This window comes from Prochlorococcus sp. MIT 1318 (assembly GCF_047304505.1).
Classification (GTDB): Bacteria; Cyanobacteriota; Cyanobacteriia; order PCC-6307; family Cyanobiaceae; genus Prochlorococcus; species Prochlorococcus marinus_D.
On record NZ_CP138958.1, the window covers coordinates 1,743,008 to 1,767,580 of the forward strand.

General features: G+C 46.6%; 33 protein-coding genes and 1 tRNA gene. 22 read left to right on the forward strand and 12 right to left on the reverse strand.

The features are described 5' to 3' along the window. The first annotated feature begins 145 nt into the window (after positions 1–145). A complete protein-coding gene (locus SIB66_RS08930; protein ID WP_157859821.1) occupies positions 146–328 on the forward strand; it encodes a hypothetical protein in 183 nt (60 codons plus the stop codon). Positions 329–801: 473 nt separating this feature from the next. Here the strand turns inward: SIB66_RS08930 and SIB66_RS08935 are convergent, their stop codons facing one another. Next, positions 802–1,653 (reverse strand): carbohydrate kinase family protein, encoded by an 852-nt coding sequence (locus SIB66_RS08935; protein ID WP_063405571.1) that lies wholly within the window; start codon positions 1,651–1,653, stop codon positions 802–804. A 223-nt stretch (positions 1,654–1,876) separates the two neighbouring features. On the opposite strand from SIB66_RS08935, the gene SIB66_RS08940 reads away from it, so the two are divergent. Further along, positions 1,877–2,047, forward strand: a complete 171-nt coding sequence (locus SIB66_RS08940) for a hypothetical protein (protein ID WP_155724971.1) — start codon at positions 1,877–1,879, stop codon at positions 2,045–2,047. A 298-nt stretch (positions 2,048–2,345) separates the two neighbouring features. Here SIB66_RS08940 and SIB66_RS08945 read toward each other — a convergent pair whose 3' ends face one another. Continuing rightward, on the reverse strand, positions 2,346–2,519 hold the full coding sequence (locus SIB66_RS08945) for a hypothetical protein (RefSeq protein ID WP_011825888.1): 174 nt from the start codon (positions 2,517–2,519) through the stop codon (positions 2,346–2,348). A 162-nt stretch (positions 2,520–2,681) separates the two neighbouring features. Between SIB66_RS08945 and SIB66_RS08950 the strand changes: the two genes are divergently transcribed. Further along, complete coding sequence (locus SIB66_RS08950; RefSeq protein ID WP_063405573.1) at positions 2,682–2,867, forward strand: hypothetical protein; 186 nt, start codon at positions 2,682–2,684, stop codon at positions 2,865–2,867. Next, positions 2,864–3,139 (forward strand): hypothetical protein, encoded by a 276-nt coding sequence (locus tag SIB66_RS08955; RefSeq protein WP_063405574.1) that lies wholly within the window; start codon positions 2,864–2,866, stop codon positions 3,137–3,139. The genes SIB66_RS08950 and SIB66_RS08955 overlap by 4 nt, the downstream gene beginning before the upstream one ends. A 184-nt stretch (positions 3,140–3,323) precedes the next feature. Here SIB66_RS08955 and SIB66_RS08960 read toward each other — a convergent pair whose 3' ends face one another. Continuing rightward, positions 3,324–3,656 carry a TIGR02450 family Trp-rich protein gene (locus SIB66_RS08960; RefSeq protein WP_011130291.1) on the reverse strand — a complete coding sequence of 111 codons (333 nt, stop codon included), beginning with the start codon at positions 3,654–3,656 and terminating at the stop codon, positions 3,324–3,326. Positions 3,657–3,994: 338 nt separating this feature from the next. Here SIB66_RS08960 and SIB66_RS08965 point away from each other — a divergent pair, with 338 nt between their 5' ends. After that, positions 3,995–4,258 carry a hypothetical protein gene (locus tag SIB66_RS08965; protein WP_236070057.1) on the forward strand — a complete coding sequence of 88 codons (264 nt, stop codon included), beginning with the start codon at positions 3,995–3,997 and terminating at the stop codon, positions 4,256–4,258. Between the two features lie 173 nt (positions 4,259–4,431). Here SIB66_RS08965 and SIB66_RS08970 read toward each other — a convergent pair whose 3' ends face one another. The 3 genes from SIB66_RS08970 to SIB66_RS08980 all read right to left on the reverse strand — a co-directional run bounded on the left by SIB66_RS08970 (position 4,432) and on the right by SIB66_RS08980 (position 6,666). Then, on the reverse strand, positions 4,432–5,085 hold the full coding sequence (locus SIB66_RS08970; protein ID WP_063405576.1) for an OmpA family protein: 654 nt from the start codon (positions 5,083–5,085) through the stop codon (positions 4,432–4,434). A gap of 4 nt (positions 5,086–5,089) precedes the next feature. Beyond that, entirely contained in the window at positions 5,090–5,686 is a 597-nt protein-coding gene (locus SIB66_RS08975) for a hypothetical protein (RefSeq protein ID WP_063405577.1), read from the reverse strand. A gap of 665 nt (positions 5,687–6,351) precedes the next feature. Then, complete coding sequence (locus tag SIB66_RS08980; protein ID WP_236070058.1) at positions 6,352–6,666, reverse strand: SemiSWEET family sugar transporter; 315 nt, start codon at positions 6,664–6,666, stop codon at positions 6,352–6,354. A gap of 788 nt (positions 6,667–7,454) precedes the next feature. On the opposite strand from SIB66_RS08980, the gene SIB66_RS08985 reads away from it, so the two are divergent. Beyond that, positions 7,455–7,634, forward strand: a complete 180-nt coding sequence (locus tag SIB66_RS08985; RefSeq protein WP_063405601.1) for a hypothetical protein — start codon at positions 7,455–7,457, stop codon at positions 7,632–7,634. A 568-nt stretch (positions 7,635–8,202) separates the two neighbouring features. Here SIB66_RS08985 and SIB66_RS08990 read toward each other — a convergent pair. Together SIB66_RS08990 and SIB66_RS08995 are read right to left on the reverse strand one after the other, a co-directional pair. Next, complete coding sequence (locus tag SIB66_RS08990) at positions 8,203–9,084, reverse strand: DMT family transporter (RefSeq protein WP_063405578.1); 882 nt, start codon at positions 9,082–9,084, stop codon at positions 8,203–8,205. Positions 9,085–9,152: 68 nt separating this feature from the next. Continuing rightward, a complete protein-coding gene (locus tag SIB66_RS08995) occupies positions 9,153–9,329 on the reverse strand; it encodes a hypothetical protein (RefSeq protein WP_236070059.1) in 177 nt (58 codons plus the stop codon). Between the two features lie 366 nt (positions 9,330–9,695). On the opposite strand from SIB66_RS08995, the gene SIB66_RS09000 reads away from it, so the two are divergent. The 9 genes from SIB66_RS09000 to SIB66_RS09040 all read left to right on the forward strand — a co-directional run bounded on the left by SIB66_RS09000 (position 9,696) and on the right by SIB66_RS09040 (position 15,937). Beyond that, positions 9,696–9,769, forward strand: a tRNA-Pro gene (locus SIB66_RS09000). Between the two features lie 381 nt (positions 9,770–10,150). After that, positions 10,151–10,441, forward strand: coding sequence for a hypothetical protein (locus tag SIB66_RS09005; RefSeq protein WP_063421368.1), 291 nt, complete (start codon positions 10,151–10,153; stop codon positions 10,439–10,441). Positions 10,442–10,956: 515 nt separating this feature from the next. Continuing rightward, on the forward strand, positions 10,957–11,160 hold the full coding sequence (locus SIB66_RS09010) for a hypothetical protein (protein ID WP_063421372.1): 204 nt from the start codon (positions 10,957–10,959) through the stop codon (positions 11,158–11,160). Beyond that, entirely contained in the window at positions 11,160–11,765 is a 606-nt protein-coding gene (locus tag SIB66_RS09015; RefSeq protein WP_063421374.1) for a hypothetical protein, read from the forward strand. The genes SIB66_RS09010 and SIB66_RS09015 overlap by 1 nt, the downstream gene beginning before the upstream one ends. Then, positions 11,765–13,096: an AAA family ATPase gene (locus SIB66_RS09020; RefSeq protein ID WP_063421376.1), complete on the forward strand. Its 1,332-nt coding sequence runs from the start codon at positions 11,765–11,767 to the stop codon at positions 13,094–13,096. Before SIB66_RS09015 ends, SIB66_RS09020 begins: the two co-directional genes overlap by 1 nt. A 328-nt stretch (positions 13,097–13,424) precedes the next feature. Beyond that, positions 13,425–13,952, forward strand: a complete 528-nt coding sequence (locus tag SIB66_RS09025) for a hypothetical protein (RefSeq protein WP_236073615.1) — start codon at positions 13,425–13,427, stop codon at positions 13,950–13,952. A gap of 251 nt (positions 13,953–14,203) precedes the next feature. Continuing rightward, positions 14,204–14,344 carry a hypothetical protein gene (locus SIB66_RS09030; RefSeq protein WP_236073617.1) on the forward strand — a complete coding sequence of 47 codons (141 nt, stop codon included), beginning with the start codon at positions 14,204–14,206 and terminating at the stop codon, positions 14,342–14,344. A gap of 54 nt (positions 14,345–14,398) precedes the next feature. Continuing rightward, positions 14,399–14,593 carry a CCRG-2 family RiPP gene (locus SIB66_RS09035; RefSeq protein WP_413681254.1) on the forward strand — a complete coding sequence of 65 codons (195 nt, stop codon included), beginning with the start codon at positions 14,399–14,401 and terminating at the stop codon, positions 14,591–14,593. 216 nt (positions 14,594–14,809) lie between these two features. Beyond that, entirely contained in the window at positions 14,810–15,937 is a 1,128-nt protein-coding gene (locus tag SIB66_RS09040) for a carbamoyl-phosphate synthase (RefSeq protein WP_074160808.1), read from the forward strand. Between the two features lie 747 nt (positions 15,938–16,684). On the opposite strand, the gene SIB66_RS09045 is transcribed toward SIB66_RS09040, so the two are convergent. Beyond that, positions 16,685–17,197, reverse strand: coding sequence for a hypothetical protein (locus tag SIB66_RS09045; protein WP_063421382.1), 513 nt, complete (start codon positions 17,195–17,197; stop codon positions 16,685–16,687). Between the two features lie 222 nt (positions 17,198–17,419). On the opposite strand from SIB66_RS09045, the gene SIB66_RS09050 reads away from it, so the two are divergent. After that, positions 17,420–18,535, forward strand: coding sequence for a hypothetical protein (locus SIB66_RS09050; protein ID WP_063421384.1), 1,116 nt, complete (start codon positions 17,420–17,422; stop codon positions 18,533–18,535). 221 nt (positions 18,536–18,756) lie between these two features. Here the strand turns inward: SIB66_RS09050 and SIB66_RS09055 are convergent, their stop codons facing one another. After that, on the reverse strand, positions 18,757–19,053 hold the full coding sequence (locus SIB66_RS09055; protein WP_063421386.1) for a hypothetical protein: 297 nt from the start codon (positions 19,051–19,053) through the stop codon (positions 18,757–18,759). A gap of 72 nt (positions 19,054–19,125) precedes the next feature. Between SIB66_RS09055 and SIB66_RS09060 the strand changes: the two genes are divergently transcribed. Further along, on the forward strand, positions 19,126–19,386 hold the full coding sequence (locus SIB66_RS09060) for a hypothetical protein (protein ID WP_236073619.1): 261 nt from the start codon (positions 19,126–19,128) through the stop codon (positions 19,384–19,386). A 180-nt stretch (positions 19,387–19,566) separates the two neighbouring features. Here the strand turns inward: SIB66_RS09060 and SIB66_RS09065 are convergent, their stop codons facing one another. Further along, positions 19,567–20,721: a calcium-binding protein gene (locus SIB66_RS09065; protein WP_236073621.1), complete on the reverse strand. Its 1,155-nt coding sequence runs from the start codon at positions 20,719–20,721 to the stop codon at positions 19,567–19,569. A 145-nt stretch (positions 20,722–20,866) separates the two neighbouring features. On the opposite strand from SIB66_RS09065, the gene SIB66_RS09070 reads away from it, so the two are divergent. Both SIB66_RS09070 and SIB66_RS09075 read left to right on the forward strand, forming a co-directional pair. Next, entirely contained in the window at positions 20,867–21,568 is a 702-nt protein-coding gene (locus SIB66_RS09070; RefSeq protein ID WP_063421392.1) for a response regulator transcription factor, read from the forward strand. 366 nt (positions 21,569–21,934) lie between these two features. Next, on the forward strand, positions 21,935–22,198 hold the full coding sequence (locus tag SIB66_RS09075) for a hypothetical protein (RefSeq protein WP_236073625.1): 264 nt from the start codon (positions 21,935–21,937) through the stop codon (positions 22,196–22,198). 40 nt (positions 22,199–22,238) lie between these two features. On the opposite strand, the gene SIB66_RS09080 is transcribed toward SIB66_RS09075, so the two are convergent. Next, positions 22,239–22,436: a hypothetical protein gene (locus SIB66_RS09080; RefSeq protein ID WP_236073627.1), complete on the reverse strand. Its 198-nt coding sequence runs from the start codon at positions 22,434–22,436 to the stop codon at positions 22,239–22,241. Here SIB66_RS09080 and SIB66_RS09085 point away from each other — a divergent pair. The 3 genes from SIB66_RS09085 (at position 22,423) to SIB66_RS09095 (ending at position 24,437) form a co-directional block, all read left to right on the forward strand. After that, positions 22,423–23,346, forward strand: coding sequence for a calcium-binding protein (locus SIB66_RS09085; protein ID WP_063405594.1), 924 nt, complete (start codon positions 22,423–22,425; stop codon positions 23,344–23,346). The genes SIB66_RS09080 and SIB66_RS09085 overlap by 14 nt on opposite strands. Positions 23,347–23,765: 419 nt before the next feature. Next, complete coding sequence (locus SIB66_RS09090; RefSeq protein ID WP_063421394.1) at positions 23,766–24,071, forward strand: hypothetical protein; 306 nt, start codon at positions 23,766–23,768, stop codon at positions 24,069–24,071. 150 nt (positions 24,072–24,221) lie between these two features. Next, entirely contained in the window at positions 24,222–24,437 is a 216-nt protein-coding gene (locus tag SIB66_RS09095) for a hypothetical protein (protein ID WP_063405596.1), read from the forward strand. The last annotated feature ends 136 nt before the right edge of the window (positions 24,438–24,573 follow it).

The following is a 24,573-nucleotide window of genomic DNA, read 5'->3' on the forward strand; positions in this document are numbered from 1 at the left end:
AGCCTTGGTCAGGCCAGAAGAAAGGGGATGAAGCTTTTTCCTGGCGCGAGGCGGCGACACCCTCAACCGTGAAGTCGGTGCACTGCTGGACAATTGATGGGCATGTGGACCCCACTCGGGGATAGGTGCAGGTTGTGCATTCCGATTGACATGCGTTGAACGGATTGGAGTTAACGATGAGCGGGAAGGCTTTAACCGTCGTTGGGAGCGCGATGCAGTCAAGGTGATCAACAATGCGATTGCGCTAATAAATACGGGGCGCAAAGTAAAAACTGAAAAGCGCCCTCCGAGCAATATTGCAATGCCAACAACAATGGTCAGCTCGTAAGGGTGTGGAGAGGATCTCATTGATCGTCTTCCAATTCGGTAGTACTCAAGCTTCTAACGCATTGATCTTCTTGTCGCAAGGATTGCCTCGATCTTCGAAAGTCCTGATCCAGCAGCTGAGCTGCCCATCGGTTGAGAACAATGCAAAGGGTGAATGGGTAGATGCTCAATTGATCAAAGCCGATAAGACGTCTTGCTAACAAGCAAAAAAGTGCTCAGGGACAGCGCAGATCTTGGACATCAATCAGCTGTGATTTCTTGGATTTATAGGCTGATCATCCTCCCGGCCAATTGCCTCTGCAAACCAAGCGCCATCTTTCTGAATCAAGCTGAGCGCTATCTCTAATTTTGCTGATCAAGATCTGATCGCGATTGCCTAAGTGAATCAGGTTGATCCTCACTTCAAGCTGCTCACAAGTTATTGGCAGGCTTGCCTTCAAGTCTGAAGGTCGAATCAACGCCCAACTCTCAGACTCACTCATCACTGGAGTAAGGCCCAAAATGAGTCGCACAGCTTGCACCGCAGTGAGCCCCTAGGCTGATCGCCTGTTCATCAGTCCAACCAGCAGCCAAACCTGCAGTTACCCCAGCGGCAAAGCTATCGCCACAGCCATAAGCATCCACGACTGGAGATTTCAGTGAAACAGCCTGATAGCGTCCGCCAGGCCATAGTTGACCGCCTAAAGCTCCTTCAGTTGCAATTCTCAGCCGGGGAGTTGGAAAGAGAGCTTTATCTGGAACGTGTTCGCCTGGATCAAGACCACTACCAATCAGCGCATCAAGCTGAATATTCGCCTGCTCAAGTGTCTCAAGACGCACGCGAGGAGTAGCTGCCATCACACCAGCATGACGACAATGATGCAGTGCAGGGGCATCTGCAGCGGTCACAAAAACACCGTCGTAACCAGCAAGGGCTCCCCAGCCCAGCGCATCTTTTGCTCTGGGTTGTAAACGCTTACCAATCACTGTAATTGCCCGTTCCCCATGAGAATCAACAAGGCTGATCGCCCGACGAGTGGGTTGATCACGCCAAGCCACAGTCAGGCTTAAGCCAAGCTGCTGGAGTCTTTGAAAACTCTTTTCACCGTATGAATCTCGACCTAGAGCTGTTATGAATTGAACGGGTTGTTTAACGAGCCGAGCCAATTGCACCGCGACGACAGCTCCACCGCCAGCGGGCTCTTCAAAAGAATGATCTGCATGGCTGATTACCCCAGGCTGGGGTAATTGATCTGTAGACAGGAAGGTCACCCATTCAACGTGGCCCACAACGGCCAACTTCAGCTTGGGAAGATCTGGCAGATCCTGGGGTTCCAAGAGATTCATGGTGATTGATTCACTCAATAGAAAAAGGATGCATCAGTACGGCATGGTCACGCCGATGGGGCTGTTGGCTATCGATCGGACTGGTAACAAGCCTGGGCCGCTCGCTTAGGCCATGATCGTTGCAGGGCATGCACAAAGCCTTGGCTGATTCGTGGCCTTAGAAAAAAGGAGGACTGGCGAATGGCGTGCCTCTTTGCTATCCCTGGGTAACTGCCAAAGCACAATGGCAACACTGTTACAGGCAACTGGGGTGGAGCTAGAGCCATGCCTTTGCGAGCATTGCTGTCAGATTCGAAGTCAACAAAAGGAAGCCCAGAGAGTCTGGCAACTTCCGAAATTCCAAAGCGGTTGCTGGCAGCGTCTTGATCTGCATCATTCCAGCAAGGCCGCATAATCTAAAAATGGCAAGGAGATGATCGACAGAACCAAAACCCAGTTCTTCATGCGAGCTGGGTTGACCATCTCCTGGTCATCTCAGCATGATGATTTGCACTGTTCACTGATGTAGAGAGTTCGCATTCAAGCTCTCAAAAGAGGGCTAAAAAACCGTTCGCAAATGATCGTTATCGACACGAGTTTCCTTCACTGAATGAGTAGGAAACCAGTCTGCTCGAAGGGCCTTGTAGAGGAGACGATAGGGATAAGGTCTGACCGTTACGTGATCAGCTTGATTAAAAATGGCTTGAGACGATTCAAGACCTGTGCTGCTCGCGATTGAGTTCGAGCAAGACCTGATCCTCAATAGCGTTCCGAAGCCATGAGGCAATAGAACGACGCTCATTCCTTGCCAAACGTTCCACCTCTGCCGCAAGCGAAAGCGGAAGGTTGACAGCCAGTCGCCTGGTGATGGTGAGATTGACAGGCATTGCCCTGAAGCTACATCAGTCAACACACAATAGCTACAAGGGATCCAAAGTGAAGTATAGGGGTATCCCTACACACAAGGGGTTGCACTTTGCAGCGCATAGGTTCGATGATTCGGATGCCGACAACCTCCGGCATTAAAACAACCCCATCGCAATCAGTAAATGAACAACACAATCAAGAGACCTTCAGTAACGCGTGGGCTGACAAACATCCACACGATCAAGTTGGCAGTGCTCGATGCAATCGAATATGCAGAGCAGCGAGGTGATTTAAACCTAGCTCTCGCCTACGCCGCTTTCCTCAAGAAAGACCTCGACCCATTGATCAAAGAGAGGCTAGGACTATGAAACTCACAAATGTTGTAGCAAAACATGGATTCGTTCCATCTGCTCTTGCCCAAATCAACAATGCCAAGCTCTATGAGCGCAACAACTCAGATGGAGTTAGAGAACTACTTTGCGTTCAGAAGATAGGCAAGGGCATGAGAGTTGACCGCATGCCATTGCTGATAGCGTCTGGCTTAATCATCCCTATCGGGGAGGCAGTGAAACAGATCCTACCGATCTCAGAGCTCGAGGGATTTCTGGAACTAACACTTAAGCCAGCTGTGTTCCATTAAGCTGCTTTTCATTGAACATCAAAGCTCTAATTATAAAGTATGCAAGCACTAAGTGGTAAGCGGTTAAGAGTGGATAAGAGGCCAATCTAGGAACAAGTAGGTGTTAATAAATAGAAAGGGGAGTGAATGGTCTTTGATTTAATCATCAATCAATAGAAAAAGAAAAGTCAGGCATCTAATCAGCTCAACTGTTTTCTTGATCAAACCACTGCCGATCATCAAAATCCTCAGAAGGATGCAGACAAGCCTCTTGCATATTTTGATCTATTTGTTGATTAACTATCTGATCATCAGGTGTTTTTGTTTCAAGTTTAGGCAGCTGTTGCCAGCCACTGTTCCACATAGAGGAGTCTTTCATTTCCTGCCAAGACACACGTAATCGTGCTTGGCCATCAAGTACAGAAACGAGATTCACCCATCGATCTGACCCCTTACCACCGTAGTTGATGGCAACAAAATGGCGAAAACCAAGCCGAGAAGTTGTACTTGTCCAAGCTTTGTTGGGTGGCCAGTTCATAGGTAAACTAAGGCGATGCAAAAATCGGAAGTTACATTTGTACCAAGGATTCGGAGTCGATAGAAAGAATCTATAGCTTTAGTAACGAAACAAAGACAGGAGGTTCTGTTCTTTAACCATGAAAATCCTAGAGCTATCTTGAATAAATTTATGGGATTGTAGTGGGATTATGATCTACCCAGCAGGGTAGTCTCGCGGCAATCACGCTCTTTAAACCATGTCTAAGCTGCGAGGATGCTGCAGAGAACGGAAGCCTAAGGAATGAATGGCATGCGTTAAGTGGTGTCAAAGATGACGACTATCAATTGATTAGAGACCCTAAGCGTCTAAATTTAGACATGGCCAAACTCAAGACCGACAAGTCAGCACCTTGGCCCTTGTTGGTGATCAGCTTCTTCATCTCGTTATTTATCGGGAGCCAATTAGGGCTGGTTGGCCAGATGCTCTTATCTGATATCAGTGAGCAAATGAATTCTAATGGAAGCAACGATCAACAGTATAGAATCAAGAAAGAAGAGCCACAGACTCAACAATTGGGCTGTATCCAGCCCGCAGATGGTGGCCCAGCATTGAATGAAAACTTTGAGCCATGCACAAATTAGAGTTTGATTTCTGCTTTTTGAAAGAACATTCTATAGATGGCTTAAACAGCAAGGCCGTCAAGCAATAAACTAGCTGATTAGAGAGAACAGAATACAGATTCGGGACTAAGCTTGGCAAGGAAAAATTAAATAACTAGAAAGATTATCGGATTGAAATTTCTCGCTAGTAGAAATTAGTCTACGGTCTTAATGATAATTTCCACCCGTCGATTGCGCTGTCGTCCTATTGGATCATCACCTCCTTTTTCAGTTGTGTTAGAGACCACCGGCTTCAATTCCCCAAAGCCCTTGGTGACGAATTGAACATTGCTTAGGCCACCATCAGAGACAAACCAGTCTCGAACAGAAATTGCACGCTTCTCAGAAAGCGTTTGATTGTATTCATTCGAACCCTTCGAGTCAGTATGACCCTCGATGCGAACATCCCCCCGTGAAGACTCATGGATACGTTTGGCTACAGTCTCAAGAGAAGTAACAGCTGATGGCTTGAGGTTGGCTTTATCGAAATCGAAGAGAACATCAGCAGCAAGTTCAATAAGAATCTCACGTTCTTTCTCAATAACAATGTGTAGATCTTCAATAGAGTACTCAATCGTATTTACGTCAAAAACCAAATCATGGGTTTCATGCAAAAGACTGTTTAGTTTTTGCTTGGTTTTATAAGTTGGGTTTTCGAGCTTACTGGATTTACTAGTTGCTATAACAGGCATGGGTTGCTGAAAATCATATACCCAAGCCTGGATAGGTTTTATACTACCTGATTGCATTAGAGCAACAGAAAAGGACATTAAATAGAAAAGACGTTGATACCTAATTGGTAAAGACATTGGATCAACCTTCTATCCGTACATCCTCTATAGGTATTGTGCCAGGGATATAGATCGAAACACTCTCTACTTCAACTGGCGGAGCAGGGAACTTAGCCCAAACTTTATAAGAGCTTCCGGGGTTCAACTTTGTTGGACGGTTGACTTTGGTAGTCATAGGGTTTCCATCTGCTTTAACGACAAGATGTTTCTTCTGGTTATCATTATCAACTATGTATGAATCAGCGAGCCAACTGCTTCTAAGATTTGTCCAACAATATGAGTTACACAATGTCACTTCCTCGTCTGTGTTATTAATATAGCGCCATTGTAAAGTAACTGTATTGTCGCTTGATCGTTTTACCCTAAGAAGGGCTACGTCGAGTCCATTTTCATGCTCTTCTAAAGCCAAAACTTTCTCATTTCTTGGGATGGGTTCTCTAGCAATCTTTTCCTTCTCTTCTTTCGCCTGTTGTTGATCTCTTTCAACTTCTACCCTCTTCTCAGAGCTCGTTTCATTAGACGAAAGTTGAGTCTCACTGCTCCCTAAGCATCCACTACAAAGGATCATGGCAAGGGATAAACTAGTTAAGGCAAGCGGCGCTGGCTTTCGGTTGCTCATGAGGTTGGATTTTGATTTGACATTTGAACAATGGGGTTAATCGAAAATTCTATTGGTATTCTTAACTTGTTTATAACTGACTCATTGGCCATAGGCAAGGCAATGTTAAAAAAATGAACCTTTCATTATCCATGCATTTCTAAGCTTCCAAATGATTGGACAATTCATGTCAAGTCTTGATTCACCTCAAATGCTTAGAGAACACTAATTGTGCTTCATAATGAAGTCCTTGATTTGTTAGATGTGCTTAACATGTTTTAAAATGTATGCCTTTTGTTGTTTTTTGTTAGTTTCGCTGTTTATTTGTCTAAAATAAGTGAGAAAGCATAAAACTCTGAATGTTGATAGTTTCTCCAAATAATGCCTTGTCAGGAGTGATTAAAGACAAGGTATGCTGTGATTCTGCTCACACAAATATTCGTCGATACAAAGGCTATGAACCGTAAATGCAAGAGAATAACTTGGATTAGGTAAACCCAGGCAATGGTGAAAAACTTCAAGACTGGTTGCAATTGAAAAACTTTGCACCAAGTATTGAGGTCAATTAATGCTGCATGGCTACTCAACCCAATCACTTTTACGAGCAGGTTAAAGCCATTAAAATGTTATTATGTTTGTCTTTCTAGTAAAAATCAATTAATCAGTGAACTCGTCATTCACAATTTTTATTTTGATGTCTCCGTCGCCTCGCCAGCTGGCCTGTCAAAGACAAATTTAAGAATTAGGATTGCCAGTCCTAGTATAAAGGTGATCACGTTAAACAGGATTACTGGCATGGAATGTATCCCCCAGCCATATATTTCCCATAGGATGATGCCGGCGATAAAAAGAATGAACATCACGTAAGAGATGTCTTTTGCTGATTTAGAACGCCAAACCTTTACTAATTGAGGAACAAAAGCAATTGTGGTTAGTGTTCCAGCTATTAATCCCAAAACATCCATAGAAGAGAGAGAGTCCATCAGGGCCTCCTGAGCCATAAGGATAATTTTTGGCTAAGCCTTACAGACTCTATTGCAGTGGCCTGACGTCATCGCAACATCAAGACAACAAATGAGGACAGCATTCGTATCGCCGTTTCCTTGCCCGCCAAGGGGAGTGAATGTCTTACGTTGCTACAAAGCCCTGGCTGTTTCCTTGTTCTGATATGAGTCGATCTGCTCTGCTCCGCTCTACGCAGCAATGCTTCTAGAACCAAGCTGCTGAGCCTCAGGGTTGACGATCCACAAGTGATGAGAACGGCTCCGTTGTTTGCCCGATTTCAGCAACACTATTGGCTGAGACAAGCAAAGCCCTTTCCACGTAATGAAATTTGGCAGTCAAACCTGAAATAGTAAGCATTTGTCTGGCGATCTTCTCAGGGCTGGTCAGGCAAGGTCTTGCTTTTCTCTGTAGTGATTGACCATCGCCTTACGCCAACCTATTGCTGAACAGAGCTTTAACCAATTTCACTGGGCTCCAAAAATTCAACCAGGCAAAACTGGGTCGACTGCAAGGGTAGACAGTTGTTCCCATGATCTTCACGAACACATTGATGCTTGTGGGATCTCTGTTTCATCTGGCCTCTAGCGCAAAACAGTATTGGGGTGTGACTGGTCAAGATCATTGCAAGACCAGATGGGAGCTGTCTCAGGGTTGGAAGAAAGGATTTGCCTGTGCCTTCCATACTCGAAACAGGACTTTCAAGCAACGTCTCCCTTCAAGAATTCCACCAAGGGTTTTTTCTTGGTTGATTGTTTGCTGTAATTGGATGTTCTCAATTGATCTGATGACAACTGTTCGAGACCGAATCAATGCTCACCTCCCTATCGTTCTGGAGGTGCTGCGCACTGGATCCTTGGTTGTAATTGCCCTAAGCACGATCTGCGCTAGTCAGTCCCTTAAGCAAATGGCTGGTGGTCACGATGCGCCCTCTGAAGTCAGTGCGACCCATAAGGGACATGACTGAAGCCAAAACTGAGTAGCTCTTTATCGACAGCGATAGAGTAAATAAAAAAGTAATGCTCATTTGTCGACCTTCCATCTGAAGGTTGCTCTTGCCCTAGCTATGGCAGATGCCAAACGACGTAAAAACCCAATAAGCATCTATTAGCAGGGCAGTATGGGCATTGATTGATAATTCGATGATTTAGATTCTCTGGCTGTCTTCAAGCGACAAGAGAGACCTTGCTTTATTAAGGCTTCTCAATATCTGATGCGTCCATTGATGACATCCAGAGTTTATACATGGCTACCTAGTAAATAATAATGTCAGCCTAAGAGCTAGAGTCAAGACTTGATTCTTCTCATCAGATTTTCGCCAGCTACCATCAATATTCCCAAGAATAACTTCATCAAATTATCTGCTTCTCTAACGCCTAATTTGTTGCTTTGATCCTAGCAATCTTTAAGACACCAAAGCGAACTCTGAGATGTTTGATAAATACTTTCTCTTAAGTAATGATTGATGCCATGGCGAGCCTGAGTTGGCTGACAAAATGAAACGATTCTATTTAATAGAGTTAAAGTTTTTTTATTTAGTTAGTTACTGCAAGCCAAATTCCAAAAACTGCCATAAAAGATGCAGCTATTCCTCCAAGCCTTAGTCTGTCTCCTTCATAACGGCAAAGAATTAAAGCCATTACAGGTGAGCTGCTCAGTAATGTCACCCCAATTCCTAGGGGAAGCTTTTGCAGAGCTAGCTGTTGCAAAATAATCCCAAGGTTGGTTCCCAACAATGTTGCAAACAAAATCCTGGGCCAACGGATTTGCGACGGGCGTGGATAAGGAATTGGTCGAATGCATTTGCGTAGCCAAGGAATAATAAGCAATAATCCACCTAGTAAGCGAATGGAAGCACTTTGCAAAGGTGTGATCTCTCCTGAAAGGAGTACCTGCCTTGACAGTGCGGCACCACTAACGCCGCAAATAACGCCAGAGAGAGCAAAGAGCAGGCCCAAACGTTGAGACGAGAACTGTCGATTGAAAGCCACTCCCTTTTCCGGCGGTTGCTGAAAGGCTGCAATCACAACTGATGCCGCAACAAGGATTGCTCCAAACCATGATTTCAAATTAATTATCTCAGCCAAAAATGTCATTCCGTAAAAGCTCGCCAAAAGAGGTCCTAGCGCTTCAATCGTCAATGTTCTTCGTGTTCCTAGTCGACGCAGTGCAGCGAAGTAGAAGCTATCTCCTAATGCAATACCTAAAGCGCCACTGGCCATTAACAACATCAAGCCATTGGTCTGCTCAGACCATGGCAAGAATAGAAGTACAGGGCACAAAAATAATGTGGCAATGACGATCTTAAGACCATTTAATTGCCAGGCAGTTAAAGACGTTTCGATTGAACGCCAAAGACTACTGCTTAATGTCCAAGCAAGAGAGCCAGAAATCGCTGCTAAAACACCAACAACCATGGACTGATTCAATCAGAATAGAGAAGAAAAACAGCAACTTCTCAGTAAGCTAGAGACTCCTATTTGGGCTAGGTGATGGCAACCCCCATGTTGGAATCGGTGGTGGTTTTGCCCCAGCTGCCAAGGATTGTTGCCAGCTTTCCAGCCAGGCTTCCATTTCTTTCGGAGTCAGCACTCGCTCCAAGCGGCGAATCAATTCTTGTGGAGGATATTGCATCAGTATGTTCCTGAATAGTACTGGCCAAACCACAAACTTATCTCTGCTCGACCAATCTCCATCATTAGCTTCTGGACTTTTAGCCCAGCGAGATATAGCCCTATCAGCATGGGGTGATCATGATCATGGATAATCGCTCGATTTTAAAGTCATGACTATCAAAAAAAATGGCCTAGGTGATTCCTGCCGACTCTTGCTGAAACGTCTGCGCAAATTGAATCCATAGGGATTGTCACCGCCATTGTCAGAGCATCAAGGGAGGAAAATCAGCCCGATCGTCTGAGTGACGCCCAAGCCGCAGACGAACTCAGAGTGATTCTCTACAAAAAGGTCCAACCTATTGGTCGCAAAGGTTTTACTGATAAGCACCCCAGAGATTAGGATTCTTGCTTGGCGGGGCGTGGCGCAGCTTGGTAGCGCGGGTGCTTTGGGAGCACTAGGTCGCAGGTTCGAATCCTGTCGCCCCGACTTGAATCTCAGCGAATAGCAAAAGGGCCTCTGTGGTCAGAGTGTGGTTAGAGCTTGATTCTGGGAGAGCTGACCACACAACTTCTCTGACGCCTGTTGCCATACAGGCACAGGTTTTGTAGGTTCGAGGAAGCAAAGTCAATCTCCCCGCATACTTCGACCCTTCCACCAGCGCCTGCCTTGCTGGCTGGATCTAAATACATCGACGCGCAGAGACTCACTGCTCCGGCGTTGGCATCAGGCAGGTGGTGTAGCTCAGTGAGTCAAAGGAGGCATGGCGTAGTCGCCTCCCGAGGAATTAAGCCACAGCGGTGAAGCGAGAAAGGCATCCATCAACAAGGCAAGGGAAGGCCTCTGTTGGGTTTGCAGCTCTACTAACTCATGACCACACCATCACCCTTATGGGTGCCGGAGGTTGTTGCAGGTGAACAGCTCGCAATTAAACCCGTCACTCTTCGTGCAATGCGCCGAAGACGCACGATTCGCCCTGGCATCGATTGGATCTATTCAACCGGCGGCAAGCACGGCAGCGTCCTTTACAGCGTGCCTTCCATCATTGAGCTGCTGGTTCAGAAAACGATTGAAGCGACGCAAAAAGAAGACGCGAGGCGTGAGGCGCGACTGAAAAACAAGCAAGAAAAAGTCGAGATCTATGCGGAGGGGGAAGCATGAACCGCTCTCATTTGACAGGTGATATTGAGAGGGCCGAAAGGGATCTCGCTAAATCGATAACTATTACGCCTACGTAACACCTACAGGGTGAATGTAGTGCATGTAACGACTGTCTCGAGGGGATTCTTTCAATCACTAATGTCTGATTGTCCAACACCACAATGACTTCCGTGAACCCCAAAGAGTTCTCCAGCCATGAACTCAAATACGGACCTCCACAACTTTTGTCCTTGGGCTTCAGAGCGCCTATCCCCATGCGGGCCCATCTTGAAACTATTGCTGCTGAACATCGCGTCGGCCAAGCAACTGTGATCCGTCACGCAATCGTCGAATACATGGAAAAGCGCGGCAAAAACGCGTTCATCTCTCCATAAAAAAAAGAGAGAGAGGGTGGATTCTTCTGGCCCGAAGAAACAACCACGCCTGCCCTCTCTCTTTTTGTTACCCGAAGTGTTGCAGCCCCGGGCCATTGCAAATCAACGAGTCAATTCACAAGTCAATTCACCAAGTGAATTATGTCATCTCCCATTATCCGGCGTGGTGCCTTTCAAAAGCATTCAGCCACGCGTGGCGTAAAAGAGCCAACCCTTGTCAGGCGTCAACGCATTACCGAGCAGATACAACTTGAAGACCAAGCTCTGATCTACGCGGTTAAACGAATCGCTAATCAGCGGGGCATCAGCTTGCTTGCCCAACTCACTATTTGGGGGTTGGGGTGATGCAGTCATCCAGCAATCGCAATCCTTGCCCGGCATGTCAAAGATCCAGCGATGGAGATTGCCGGTGGAATGAAGACCTCATTCTTTGCCATTCAGGCACTGATCTCCTGATTGGTCAGACCACAACCATCAACGGAACGCAATGGGCACTGATTCGCCTTGAAGGTGGTCATTCAGGTCGAGCAGCCGTGTTCAAGCCACATAGACCAAGACGACCGGGCAAAAAGGATTACTTCCCGCGTCATTCCAATCAAGACCTGCTTTCACTTCAGGCAAAACGTTCTCAATGGGCTGACATCTTTGATCAATTCTTTGCTGCCTTTGATGCGGCGTGGAATATCCCCGACTTCTACAGCTGCACACCCGAGCAACTCAAAGCGGCTGAAGAAGTCATCAACGATGCACAAGCCAAAGCAGCAGCCCTTAGGCCACACCTAAGAACTATCTGGCGTGATCATCCAGACCTAGATCAACTTCATCGCTTACGCGTAGATAGCCAGCTCAAGTCCCTCGCCTATATCGCTGAACACTTCCGGTACTTCCAAATCAATGAACTTGCTACCTCTTGCCCGGCGGCTGTTCATGAAATAGCGGAGCGTTTCTGATGACACGTATACCCACTAACGGTCACCCTGACATCGCCGAGGTCTATGAACTTCATCCCAATTCCCCTATTGATGATTGGGATCTGATCTTGAAAGGGCTTGTCGATCCCAACCATCCCTCTTTCGAGAAAAACAGTATCCGTCGTCAAATCAGAGCAGCAACTGCAGCTCGTGAAATCGGCATTGCCGCCAGCCCTCAAAACATCCGCTCCACACTCCTGCAGCATCAGCGCAATCTGATTAAAGGCACCCAAGAAAAAGGCACCCGTGGCGGTGAGAAAGCCAAGTTCAAGCCGAAGGAATTTCTGATCGACAACCTGATCCCTATGCGTTGTCTTACCGGCATCGCTGCTTTCAACAAAGTCGGAAAGACCAAGCTCGCTACTGAGTTAGTGGCGTCCCTGATCTTTCAGACACCATTTATGGGTAACCCCGATTGGATGCCTGCTCCTGGCCACCACAAGCTGATCCTGTGGTGGGTAGATCAACCGGGTTCTGATTCAGAGACCTATCTGATGGCCAGGGGCCTGATGACTCCTGATAAAACCCTTCACCCGCAAATCATCAAGCTCTACACAGAAGAAGATGACCTCGCCTGGGATGACCAAGGCATGGATCAGTTGATCCAAGACACCTCCGATCACCCCGGCGCAGTTCTCGTCACCGATTCCTTCTTTCACTCAATTCAACGGATTCATGGGAGCGATCAAGAACCTGAAGCCGGTGGTGCACTGATCGATGTCCAGACTTTTCTCAGTCAGACGGAAACTACACACGTCTGCCTGTTCCATTCACCCAAGGAAACCGGCCCTATAGGGATCAACGCAATCCGTGGTCATTCATCAGCTGGTGGTGCCGTCTCCGGTTGCATTTCACTGCACTTCCTAGAAATGAAAGACCCACAATCTGGCAAGTGGGTTGCCGATAAAGAGAATCCACATCGACGCATGGTTTATGAAGGCCGTGGTCCATTCATCGACGTTCTAATCCGAGGCGATTGGAAACAAGGCACATTCAAAGTGCTCGGCAAGTTTGAACAGAAGCTTGGTGAACTCACCGCCGATAAACGCAAGGTATCAAAAATTGAAGACCTGACTGAAGGACAAAAACAAACCCTCGAATGGGTTGGAACTGCCATCGGTTTGTGGAAAGCGCCAGATGGCGTAACCACCAGTCAAGTGGCCAGCGCAATGGTTCATCCGCGGCGGCCAACACCGTCGGAGATTGAGAACACCCGAAAGCAGCTCCATGCGCTGGTGAAAAAAGAGCTGTTAAGTCCCACAAAGAAAGCCAATATCACTCGTTTCAATTATCGGAGCATTGAAGGTTGATGCGGTTGGAAGCCAATCAATGCCTGCGTTCTGATAGTTGGAAAACCGGGCAAAAAGGTGGTCTCCCTATATGGAGAGAGCTAGGCCAAAAGAGTTGGTTGTGGTTGATTCCCCTCCACCACTGGACTCTCTTGGTTGACACCAACCGTTGCCAACCGTTGTCAACCGTTGGAACCTCCTACTTAACCCCTCTCCACCACTACTTACCAACCAAATCAACCCTTCTAGGGGACCTATCTCTATATAGGGACCTTGCTCATTCCTTGGGGTATGTTTTTCCTTATACGCTCTTATGATTTTTTCCAGGGTACGAGTTAGCAACAACGAGATGAATTCGATTACGCGAGCTAAAGATCAAGAGATCAAACGCAATCGCGCATGGGAGATGCACATCAACGGCATCAAGCAATGGGACATAGCTGATGCGCTTGGCGTAACGCAGGCCAGGGTCAGCCAGTTGATCAAGAACGCTGCTAAGGCGCATCCAATTAATCAGCTCTCACTAGATGAACGGATGGCGATCAGTGAAGAACGCTGGAACTTAAGTGAGAAAGAAATGCGTGATGCAATTAGCGAGCAGCTCTTGCACGGTCGGATCGTTACCAAGACCACGACTGATCCATACGGGAAAGTAACGACTGAGGTCACGCATCAGAAAGGTGTTGACCCTGCCTTGCTTCGTGCGCTTTCTACTCATCACGATCGCCGGGCTAGACAGCTGAATAACCAGATGTCACCTGATGCATCAATGCAAGCAGTTCAGGTGAATGTCGTTAAGGACTTCATCCAACAAGGTGAAAGTCAAGGCAGGCTTAGTGCAGAAGATTGGAACCAATCACAGGCCGTAGATGTATGAGCTGCGTCACTGACGGATATGCAGATACGCAGGTTTAGCTGTGACAGTTAGGCCTGTTAATTAGAGGATCTCAGGATCTCATTAGCTGAGACTGGATGTGGATCTGTGTCCAAGGTTGAGGCAGGTCTTGTCCAAGGGTTTGAGACTCAACGGTATGTGCCGGTTCAGATTGAGTGCTGCAGTTGATGTGGGCTGATGGCTGCAACCAAACACATCCCAGATAATGAGTGACCTTTTAGCGTTCAATCCAAGTGCAGCGTTCGATTCGTCTCTCCTTATCAGCATCACCAAAGCTGCCTGAAGATACTGAAAGACTTGGCCTGAGTACATTTCCCAAAGGTGTGATCAATCTCACAGCAGCTCTTGAACTAGATCAACACAGCAGCCATTGATTCGAGAGATGGTGAATGCATTGGAGGAAACAACCTCCTCAACCCCTCAAAACCATGACCAATCAAGAACTAACTCTCGATCAACTCCAGATCATTGTTGGCGGCATTATTCACCCTGATTTCATCAGGAATATCAGAAGGGTGGCAACAAAGGGGTTTATTGTTGGACCTATAGGGACTCGTGGAATCCGTGGAGAGAAAGATCAACCATTGAAACCATGGGACTTTGACGTAGACATTGATGCCTAATTAGTGATGCCTAATGAGCGCATTTCGATCTCGCCTGTTCCAACACCCACTCTTTGAGAAATGGATGGCCTTTGCCCCGCCATCGTGCGGGGCTTGTTCTTTTTTCAGAGAATCAACGCCTCCCGAAACCTTCGCTGCCAACCAAGCGACTGCCTCAAGGACTGCTCTGCAAGCAAGTTTTCAAAGCACTATGAGCTGAGCATTTAGTTGATCCCAGTGCAGCGTTCGATTCGTCTCTCCTTATCGCTGACTGGTGCTGCTGCTCTTGCCTTAGCCAACTCTCCCATCCAACCAGTAGCTGCTCAAGAAGAAGACGGCAGTGCAGCAGATCTTGGCGTGATGGAGATCAACCTTAAAGACGCTGTGCAGTTCAACTGGGGTTTTCAAGGTGCACTGCAAGGAGCAGGCACACCCAATCAAGCTGGTATTGGAGCGTTCCTTCCAATCGCTGTAGGCGAGAACAGTGTGTTCTTTGCTGATGTGCTGCTCAACGCCAACTTTGCTGATTACGACGGCAATAGCAGCATCATCAATACAGAGGTTGCTGGTACCACGATCAGCACCTCCTCAAGACTTGGTTATCGCTGGCTGAATAGCGACCGCAACTGGATGTATGGGCTGAATGCTGGTTATGACAGCCGCCCGATGAATACCGGTAATGCTGAAACCGGGTTGGATGTCACTGGTAAGCGTGATGTCTTCTTTCAGCAGGTTGCTGCAGGTTTAGAAGCAGTCTCTGAGAGCTGGAATTTCAATGCCTATGGCTTGTTTCCAGTTGGCGATACCGAGCAGGTCCTGAATGACCGTTACCGCGGTGGTGCCTTAAGCACCTACGGCTTGGATGTTGGTTATGCAATTACCCCTGAGTGGGATGCCTCGATTGGTTACTACTACCAGCATGGTGATGACCTCACAGAAGACGATGGCTCTGGTGTTCTTGCCCAGCTCTCTTATGAAATCAGTAGTGGTTTAACCCTTGGCGTTAATCTCTCCTATGACGAAGCTTTTGAAACCAGAGTTTCAGGAAACATTGAATATCGCTTTGGCAGCAACAACTCAGCACCAACAACAGAAAAGAAAGCTTGGAAGACACCAGTGATTCAATCACTCACAGAATCAGTCAAACATCGTGATGTAAGAGTTCATGATGCGAATAAGATACAAAGCCAACCATGCGGGCATTCAGAATCAATCACACTATCAACTAGCATTCACGTTAATGGGTATAACTATCATTGTACACGGCTAAAAACTATACACGGCCACCAAATAGATGATAATACTTTCACTAATCTCACTCAAGGGAATAGCACGTGGCAGAGGACGTCACCGTACCCATTCTGACTAAAGGAATTGGACGAAGAACACACCTTTCAACTAAGTTCCGGCAAAACCCTAGCAAGGCGCCAGTAAAACGCCTAAGTAAAAACGCAGCTCTTACAATCTTCATCAAGACCGCCAAGGCTGCCTAATTAGCCATCCGATACCTGGCGCATTCTTGCGAATCAAATACTCATGCTGGCGTACAGTTGATCGAGGCTAACTCTGGTAATATTGACTGGGCACGACAAAACAAGCCATGACCTTCTGTGTTCTAAGAAATACCTCTATCTCCTCAACTCACTCTCAGAATGTGAACTAAATATCACTATCTCTAATTCCATTTGTTTTTCTAAATTTCCCGGCAAGTTGATGCCACTCGTCTGGGATTTGGTTGAGGCGAATATCGAACGCAAACGGCAGCTGTTGTTGACATGGAGAAACCCTCTTCTTCTTGCCCCGCGGCTGTTGGTTTAGCAGGGAACGGTGATTGAGGAGGATGCTTTATCACCAACAAAGGTTGGTACCTTTGGTCACATACTGGTGTTTGAGGGTGAAACCAGGGTTAGAGGAAAGTTAAAATAATGGGAGGGATTTAGTAGAAATCAACCAACCCACCCTAATGAGTTTGGAATGTGTCTTCAAAGCCGTTGCTGTCACTGGCTTGGAAGATATGTAAAAGTAATCACGAAATGAATAATGCTGGAATATCATTTACGAGAAATAGAAATAAAGGAAATAGCACTAAGCCTGCCGCAAGGAGTGATGGGTTTAGACATCAATGCCGTTGTTGTATTTGTATAGCTGTTTTACAAATGGAAGGATTGGTTCAATCTCTTCTTTACACCTCTTAGAATTAATCTCTTCATCGTCCCAGTCACCCTCTACCCATTGACAGGCAGTTAAATACATAAGAGTTTCATAATGCTCAGGTTTGTGAGGGTAGAGAGTTTCAACTGTTTTTTTCCAATCCCAATAATCTTTATCCTCACCTTCACCCCAACCATCTTCATCAATCTCCCAAGAGTTGGGTGAGAACTTGCACCAAGAAGGGATGTCAAAGGATAACTTATCTTCACGCCAATTACAGTCATCCTTATCCACATAGCCTGATTGATAGATAAACTCAATTAACTCAATTTCACTTGCTGGAACTTCAAAAGATGTCTTACCTTTGTCACCGGTTAAATCAAGGAGTTCTTGATAGGTGCTTCCTTTGTAGGTAATCTTCATTTGTGAATTATAGTTGTTCTTCAATGCTGCCGCAATAGACTTATATGCCATTCAACCCACTTCCACTACCATCAACGCATCCAAAAGACCAGGTCAAAATCCCAACCTGGCATTTTTACTTTGAATAGCATTCATTACTAGCAAGATTTTTTGGTTTGGTTGATGGTTAGTCCTCAAGATTCCTCAGCCTCCTTTTACTGCAGTTGATGTGGGCTGATGGCTACAACCAGCAATCAACCAGATAATGAGTGACCTTTTAAACGTTCAATTCCAGTGCTGCGCTCCTTCCGCCTTCCTCTGTCGCTCACTGGTGCTGCTGCTCTTGCCTTAGCTAGTTCTCCAATCCAGCCATTTGTTGCTCAAGAAGATGGCAGTGCAGATGATCTTGGGGTGATGGAGATCAACCTCAAAGACGTTGTCCAGTTCAACTGGGGATTTCAAGGTGCACTACAAGGAGCAGGCACACCCAATCAAGCAGGCATTGGAGCGTTTCTGCCGATTGCCGTTGGTGAGAACAGCGTTTGGTTTATTGATGCCTTAGCCAATGCCAACTTCTCTGACTACGACGGCTATAGCAGCATCATCAACACCGAGGTTGCTGGCACAACGATCAGCACCTCATCAAGGCTTGGCTACCGCTGGCTGAATGGTGATCGCAGCTGGATGTACGGGCTGAATGGCGGCTATGACAGCAGGCCGATGAATTCTGGGGATGTTGATACCAACGTCAATGTTTTTGACAAGCGTGATGTCTTCTTCTCTCAGGTTGCTGCAGGGTTAGAAGCAGTCTCAGACACTTGGAACTTCAATGCCTATACCTTAATTCCAGTTGGTGATACAGAGCAGCGCCTTAACAGTCGTTATTTAGGCGGTGCTTTAGATACCTACGGTTTAAATGTTGGTTATTTCATCACGTCTGACCTCAATGCTTCTGTTGGTTACTACTACCAAAGCGGTGATCTAGGAGAAGCAGATGGTTCTGGCGTGCAGGTCGAGCTGGATTATCAGATCGCTGATGGTTTAACCACTGGCATCAATGTTTCCTATGACGAAGCCTTTGAAACCAGGGTTTCAGGAAACATTGAATATCGATTTGGTAGTAATAGTTCAGCATCAATCAGAGAGAAGAAAGCATGGGAGGCGCCAACGATAAAAGCATTATCTGAAGCCGTTAAGCACAGAAATATCCGCGTTCATGATGCAGAAGATACGAAAAAGTGCAAGTTATTTGATCCACACAATGGCCACCAGCTCACATCGGCACCCCATTCATCGCATATCGAGTTCATCGCTGCTCCAGAAATTAGGGGTATCCCACGGTTCGTTGAATTTCATTGTACGGACCCTGCCGCGCCTAATGCAACGCCTGGCGGCTGGGAACGCGTTTGAGTACTGGCCCATCTGGGAGTTACGTCTCATCAAAACTCTCATAAAAGCAGCCAATTAACTGTTCAATACCTGGCACCATCTGAGTACAGAGCTAGGTTGCTTGGGACAATTTATTTAATATCACAGTTGCATTAAAACTCAGGCATAGTGAACATTGCCTCGGCATTTAATTCCTCTAGTAATATATTTATTTGCTCTATCTATTATTGCGCGAAAATAATTCATGAAAGCATCATTCTCGTGTCACCATCGCGGATGCCATTGGCTTCTCTAAATCGCACCACAACTTGATGCCAATCTTCTGGAATTTGATTGAGCCTTAGATCCCAATCCCATGGCAATCTTTGTTGGCCTGGTGAAACCCTCTTCTTCTTACTTGTAGTTCTTGAATGACTGACTAGTCGTTTAAGCATGCGGCTGCCCCAGTGGCACTTAGGAGCGCCTTTACTCTTATGGCGATAGTGCTGGCAGAAACGCTCATAGCGCCTTGCGCATCCATCAAGCGTTGCTGAGAGCATTAAACAAGCGGAGATCTGCAGGCACCACCCCAGTGGGGAACCGATTCACTATTGAACCCACTTCAAAAATCGGTGACAGACTTAGCATCGCCGGATAGGCCAGGACCTGATATGCGCTTCCTCTTGATCGCAGCTGCAACGTTGATCCTGACGGTGGGTCCTGGCATCAGGGCTTGGTCTTCTTCTGAAGAAGACCCATGGATGCGGGGAACTGTTGAGTGGAGCAAGCCAATAAAAAAACCCCGCACAAGGCGGGGCGTTGATGGTTTTGTCGGGGGATTGATCGCGCACAACTCTTCGCGCCCTGCTTTCCCCATCGAGGGTTTTGTATAGCTTTCAACCGTAGCTTCAGGCTCCCCGACAATTCATCTTTATCCGCAGCGACTTGGAAATCGGATAGAGCGTATACGGGGAGATTAATCCCCTCTATATCGTTAATTGGATTCAGATGTTTGGGTTAAAAGTTTCAAACTCAAATGTAAAGAGTTCCTACCAATCGCCTACTGGAGTCCATTAAATGATAATCGCACTTGAATCGAAACTGTCCTGTGAGATGTTCATGAGTAGAAGACTACCTAAATCAGCTTTAACTAAAAGATCAGCTCCCTGCTGACTAAGGTTGTAACTAGTACCAGCAGCCATGGATATCCAGTCTCCATCGGAAGCATTGAAATCCATCACTTTGTCGGTTCCTTCGGATAAGCAGAAGCAATCGCGACCGGCATTGCCATAGAGAACATCATCTCCTTGGCCACCATGAAACCAGTCATTCCCCTTCCCTCCATAGATGTCATCTACTCCTTTATTGCCGTAAAGCTCGTCGTCACCTTGGCCGCCATGCATCCAGTCATTATCTTTACCGCCATACATTGAGTCATCTGCCAAGTTCCCATAGAGGTAATCGGATCCAAGATTTCCGTACAGTATGTCTGCATCTTTACCTCCATATAACTTATCTTCGCCTGCAGCACCAATCAGTTTGTCGAAGCCTTGATTACCGTAAAGGTCATCATCTCCGTTGCCTCCGGAAAGTACATCTGCGCCTCTAAAGCCAGTTAGAACATCATTGCCATCGCCGCCTACTAGAAATTCCGCTAGTGCCTGTTCTACTGAACCCTTTAAGTCATCTGCCATAGCGGTTCCAGATATTCTAAAGCTAACGTTCTGATAACTGAGGACATTGTTTACAACTATCTGGTCACCATTAACTATAACATTGTTGTTGCCATTGATGATATTTGAATTGCTACCTCCAGCCAATCCAGTAGGTGTTGAGGAGTTCCGCTGTGGGTTTTCAATATAAGCATCATAGATTTGCCTATAGGAGACTAGAACTCCATTGACTGGATCTCCATGGACTCTGGATTTGCTATCGATTATCTGGATTGCCCATACCGAGCCATTATCATTTTTAACTAAGCCAATCTCTCCTTCTGAAAGCATTTTACTCTGGTCCGAGAAACCTGCTAGCTCACTAGAGAGAGTTACATCTGACAAGATTCTTTGTGTTGACCTCGCAGTTGAACCAACATTATCTTTTCTATAAGGATCTGGATAAAAGTGAGTATTTCGATTGCTGGCATTGCTAAAAGCTGCATCAATATTAATCCCTACATCTTCAAATGACTTGTGATAATCGAAATCAAACCATTGCTGTTTAATAGTCATTACATATGCCTTGGTTGTGAGGGGTCCCTCGGACCTCTTCACCATCTCTGAATCAGTCAGGAACTACATCACCTAAATAGGGGGTTTCATTGAAGAGCCACTCCCCCATTTGGGGGTTATCCATATAGCCCTGTAGCGTTTCCCTATGGAATTCGACCACCATTCAGAAGCTTTAAAGGCTGCGCGCAGGAAGTGCCGTGAAGCCTTAGCCGGCAAAACTTCTGTTGCTTGCATGGGGGATCGCTTAGCGCTCAATAGCTTTTGCCTTGTCAAGCCGATCTATGACTCCATTGCCGCTGCATCGACAACACAAGCAGAAGGCATAAAAGCCATAGGCAAGCATCGCCCTGACATCCTTTTCACCTCTGATGATTTAGAGCAGGGTTATGGGATCGACCTAGTCAAAGAAGCAAAGCTTGTCGCGACTGAGATCAAGGCACTGATCTTTCTTAGACGTGAAACGAAGGAAGTCGTCGATGAAGCCTTAGATGCTGGTGCTGATGGCGTGATGTTTGTCTCTTCTGTCGGGAGTGGTAATGGCGACTTCATTCAATCGCTACTGACGACACTCAAAGGCGGGATCTACTACCCAGCTGATGTGCGTGATCTGGCGCGAGAAACCAAACAGCTCAACAACGCCCCTGTTATCGACTGTCAGCTCACAGAAAGGGAGCTAGAGGTTCTCAATGCAATTGTCGGAGGGCTTTCCAATAAGGAAATCTCAGAGTTTCTGTTTGTCTCAACTGAAACCGTCAAAAGCCATGTGAGCACAATCATCAGCAAGCTCGGTGTGCGTGATCGAACTCAAGCAGCAGTCTTTGCGATCAGACATCGCTTCGTGGGGTAAGTAGGGCTCAAAGACTTTTCACCAACGTCAGTTTCATCAGCCCTCTGAGACGATGTCTAGATAAGCGTGGGCTAGGCATACCTTGCGTTCGTCAGACAAAATCTCCGTTGTGGTATCGCAGTTTAGTTTTTCTAGAATTTCAGCTCTGAATTTCTCGAAGTAGCTGAGTAGTTGTTGTTTCTCATCCATCGTTCAGCTGAAACTAAGTGTTCAAGCGCAGCTTCCCGTGGAGAGTCATTTTTAACATCCCCCAGATGGGGGAATAAGCCCAGAACGATTTCCCCTATTTAGGTGATGTAGTTCCTGACTGATTCAGAGATGGTGAAGAGGTCCAGGAGGGATGACCTCCACAGCACTTTCATATCAATGAAACTCTTCTCTTCTATCGCTGCTGCTGCTGTTATCGGCGCTTCGCTTGTCGTAACTTCAACCCCTGCTTCTGCTCAGTATTACGGCGGGGGCTATGGATACAACAATGGACGATCAAATTCATATGGAGATTTCGGAAGCAATAACCGTGCTCCTCGCTACGGAAACCCCGGTTCAAACAGCTTCTATCAGAACAGACTTGCTCCCCGTAGCAACAGTAATTCGGGATGCTCTTCTATGTCGCTCAGCCTCTACTGCTGATGCCTTTAATAGTCGGGGAGCCTGAAGCTTCGGCTGAAAGCTATACAAAACCCTCGATGGGGAAAGCAGGGCGCGAAGTGTTGTGTGCGATCAATCCCCCGACAAAACCATCAACACCCCGACATGAGCTCTTTTTTTGTTTCCCTCTGTAGAAGGCAGGGACCGGTCCAGATCCCAGTAAGCAGGGGGCCTTTTGAGGGGTGTGAGCAACATCACAGCCCTGCTTGAGGCAGGTCATTGAGTCAGACGCTGAAGCCGGAGATGGTGTGTGTGTCGGAGGGAGAGATCCCAACGAACAAAATCACTCAATTTCAATTCTGGCCATGACTACACCCAACGTCCTTACATCGCAACAACAGTATTTTGAAGGCACTTGGGACGACGACTTTGTCATCACTGCCTTCAGCAATCAATACATTGATGTTTACGGTGGAGACAATACTATCTTGAGCACAGGAGATAACAATTACGTCGAATCTCGGGATGGAAATGATACATTTATAATGCTAGGTGATAACCAAGAAATCGTCTCAAATGGTGGAGACAACTTTGCCTTAACTGGTCATGGCGATGATATAATTAGTTTTGTTGGAAGTGGAGGAGATAATATCGCTATCTCTTTTGGTGGTGACAACGAAATCTATTCCACCAGAGGCGATGATTGGGTCATGACGGGTGACGGGAATGATTTTGTTTGGTCGTGGGGAGGAAACAACACAATTAATACTGGAGGTGGAGATGATGTAATTGAAATGTACGATGGAGATAAGGGAAATGATAAGATCTGGAGTGGCGAGGGTGACGATATCATTGAGGCTGGTGGTGGAAAGAATTACATTGATGCTGGCGCTGGCGATGATCTACTTTTTGCACAAAGCCGAATCAGCGATACGCTGATTGGTGGTGAAGGTGCTGACACTTTTCATATTGTCAATGCTCGAGCTAGAGGCGATCTCTGGATTGAAGACTTCTCTTTTGAGGAAGGCGATGTCCTCAGAATTGATGCAGATTTCGTTGGTGATGCATTCTTTACAGGATCACTTCAGCAAGGAGACGACGCTGTTATCAACTCCAGCGGTGGCACGATCACAGTTAAAGACTTTTTCGCAGAAGGTCTGATTAACTTCAGTCAGATTGATCTGATCTGATCAATCACTTTTGCTGGGGAGCCTGATGTTTAACCGCTGAAAGCCATACAAGACCTGAAAAGGGAAAGCAGGGCAGTTAATGGAATTGAGGACTGATCAAACCCCCGGCAAAACATTGCAACGCCCCGCTCTCACGAGTGGGGTATTTTTTTTGCTTACCCGTATAGCTACTAATGCTGTTCGGTGTATTTGATGCCTTTGGCTTTGCACATGGCCTTTAGATATCCTTCATCGCCGGGTCTTAGCCCTTCATACGCGTAGACCAGCTTCGTCTAGACGTATAAGCCAAGTAGACCAATGATCATCGAGAAGGATCTTTAAGCCTGAGGGGCTAAGCCCAGGCTTGGCCTGGATAGGACCTACTGTTCATCTTGAACAAACGTTAATGCTGGTTGTACTTGTATTCATCGATACTCAAGATAGAACCAGCTGTTTTGACAACGGTGGTTTTTTCGCAAGCGATCCAAACCAAACCTCTCACTTATACGTCGCCTGCGGCACGTGAACGTGAAATTTACTTCTCATCTGCAAGCAATTTGGCCAACGCTCAGTTTCAACTGGCTGATGCTGAACTGACGCAGAGGTTATGGCAGGACGTGAGCGATCGCGATCTTGATGTGGATCGGGTGCTCAACTTGATGTATGGCTGCTGGTTCCACGACGATGCGGAAGCGATGATCGATGCAGACGAGGCTTATCTCCAGAGCGGACGTGCGGAAGCTTGAGGCCATGGTGGACGCCCTATAGAACGCCATGCCAGATCGTTGACGGTCAAGTGTTACTAAAGGTGGGTACGAGCCTACCTGGCATTTCAGGTGGAGGGCCGTTGATTCCGAGTTCCTGGGCGGACTTAAGAGGCAGGGAAAGCGTTACAAATGCAACGCGTTACTCATAAGCTTTTCAGCACTGAAGAAGGCCGGGCAAGAAAAAGAAGGTTTCTCCAGGTCAACAACGATTGCCATGGGATTGGGATGTTCGCCTCAATCAAATTCCAGAAGATTGGCATCAAGTTACTGTGCGATTTAGAAAAGCCAATGACATCAGAGATGGTGATCTTCAGTTCAGATTCTGATGATTATGGATTTATCTGAGGAGATATAGGTATTGATTAGAATCCAGAAGTTGATGGTTGATTTTTAGTGGCACTTAACTATTCTCAGATCAGGCTGCTATCAGCTCTACGTCTTTACACGTTACTTGTTAGTAATAAGGTGACAGGTATCGGAT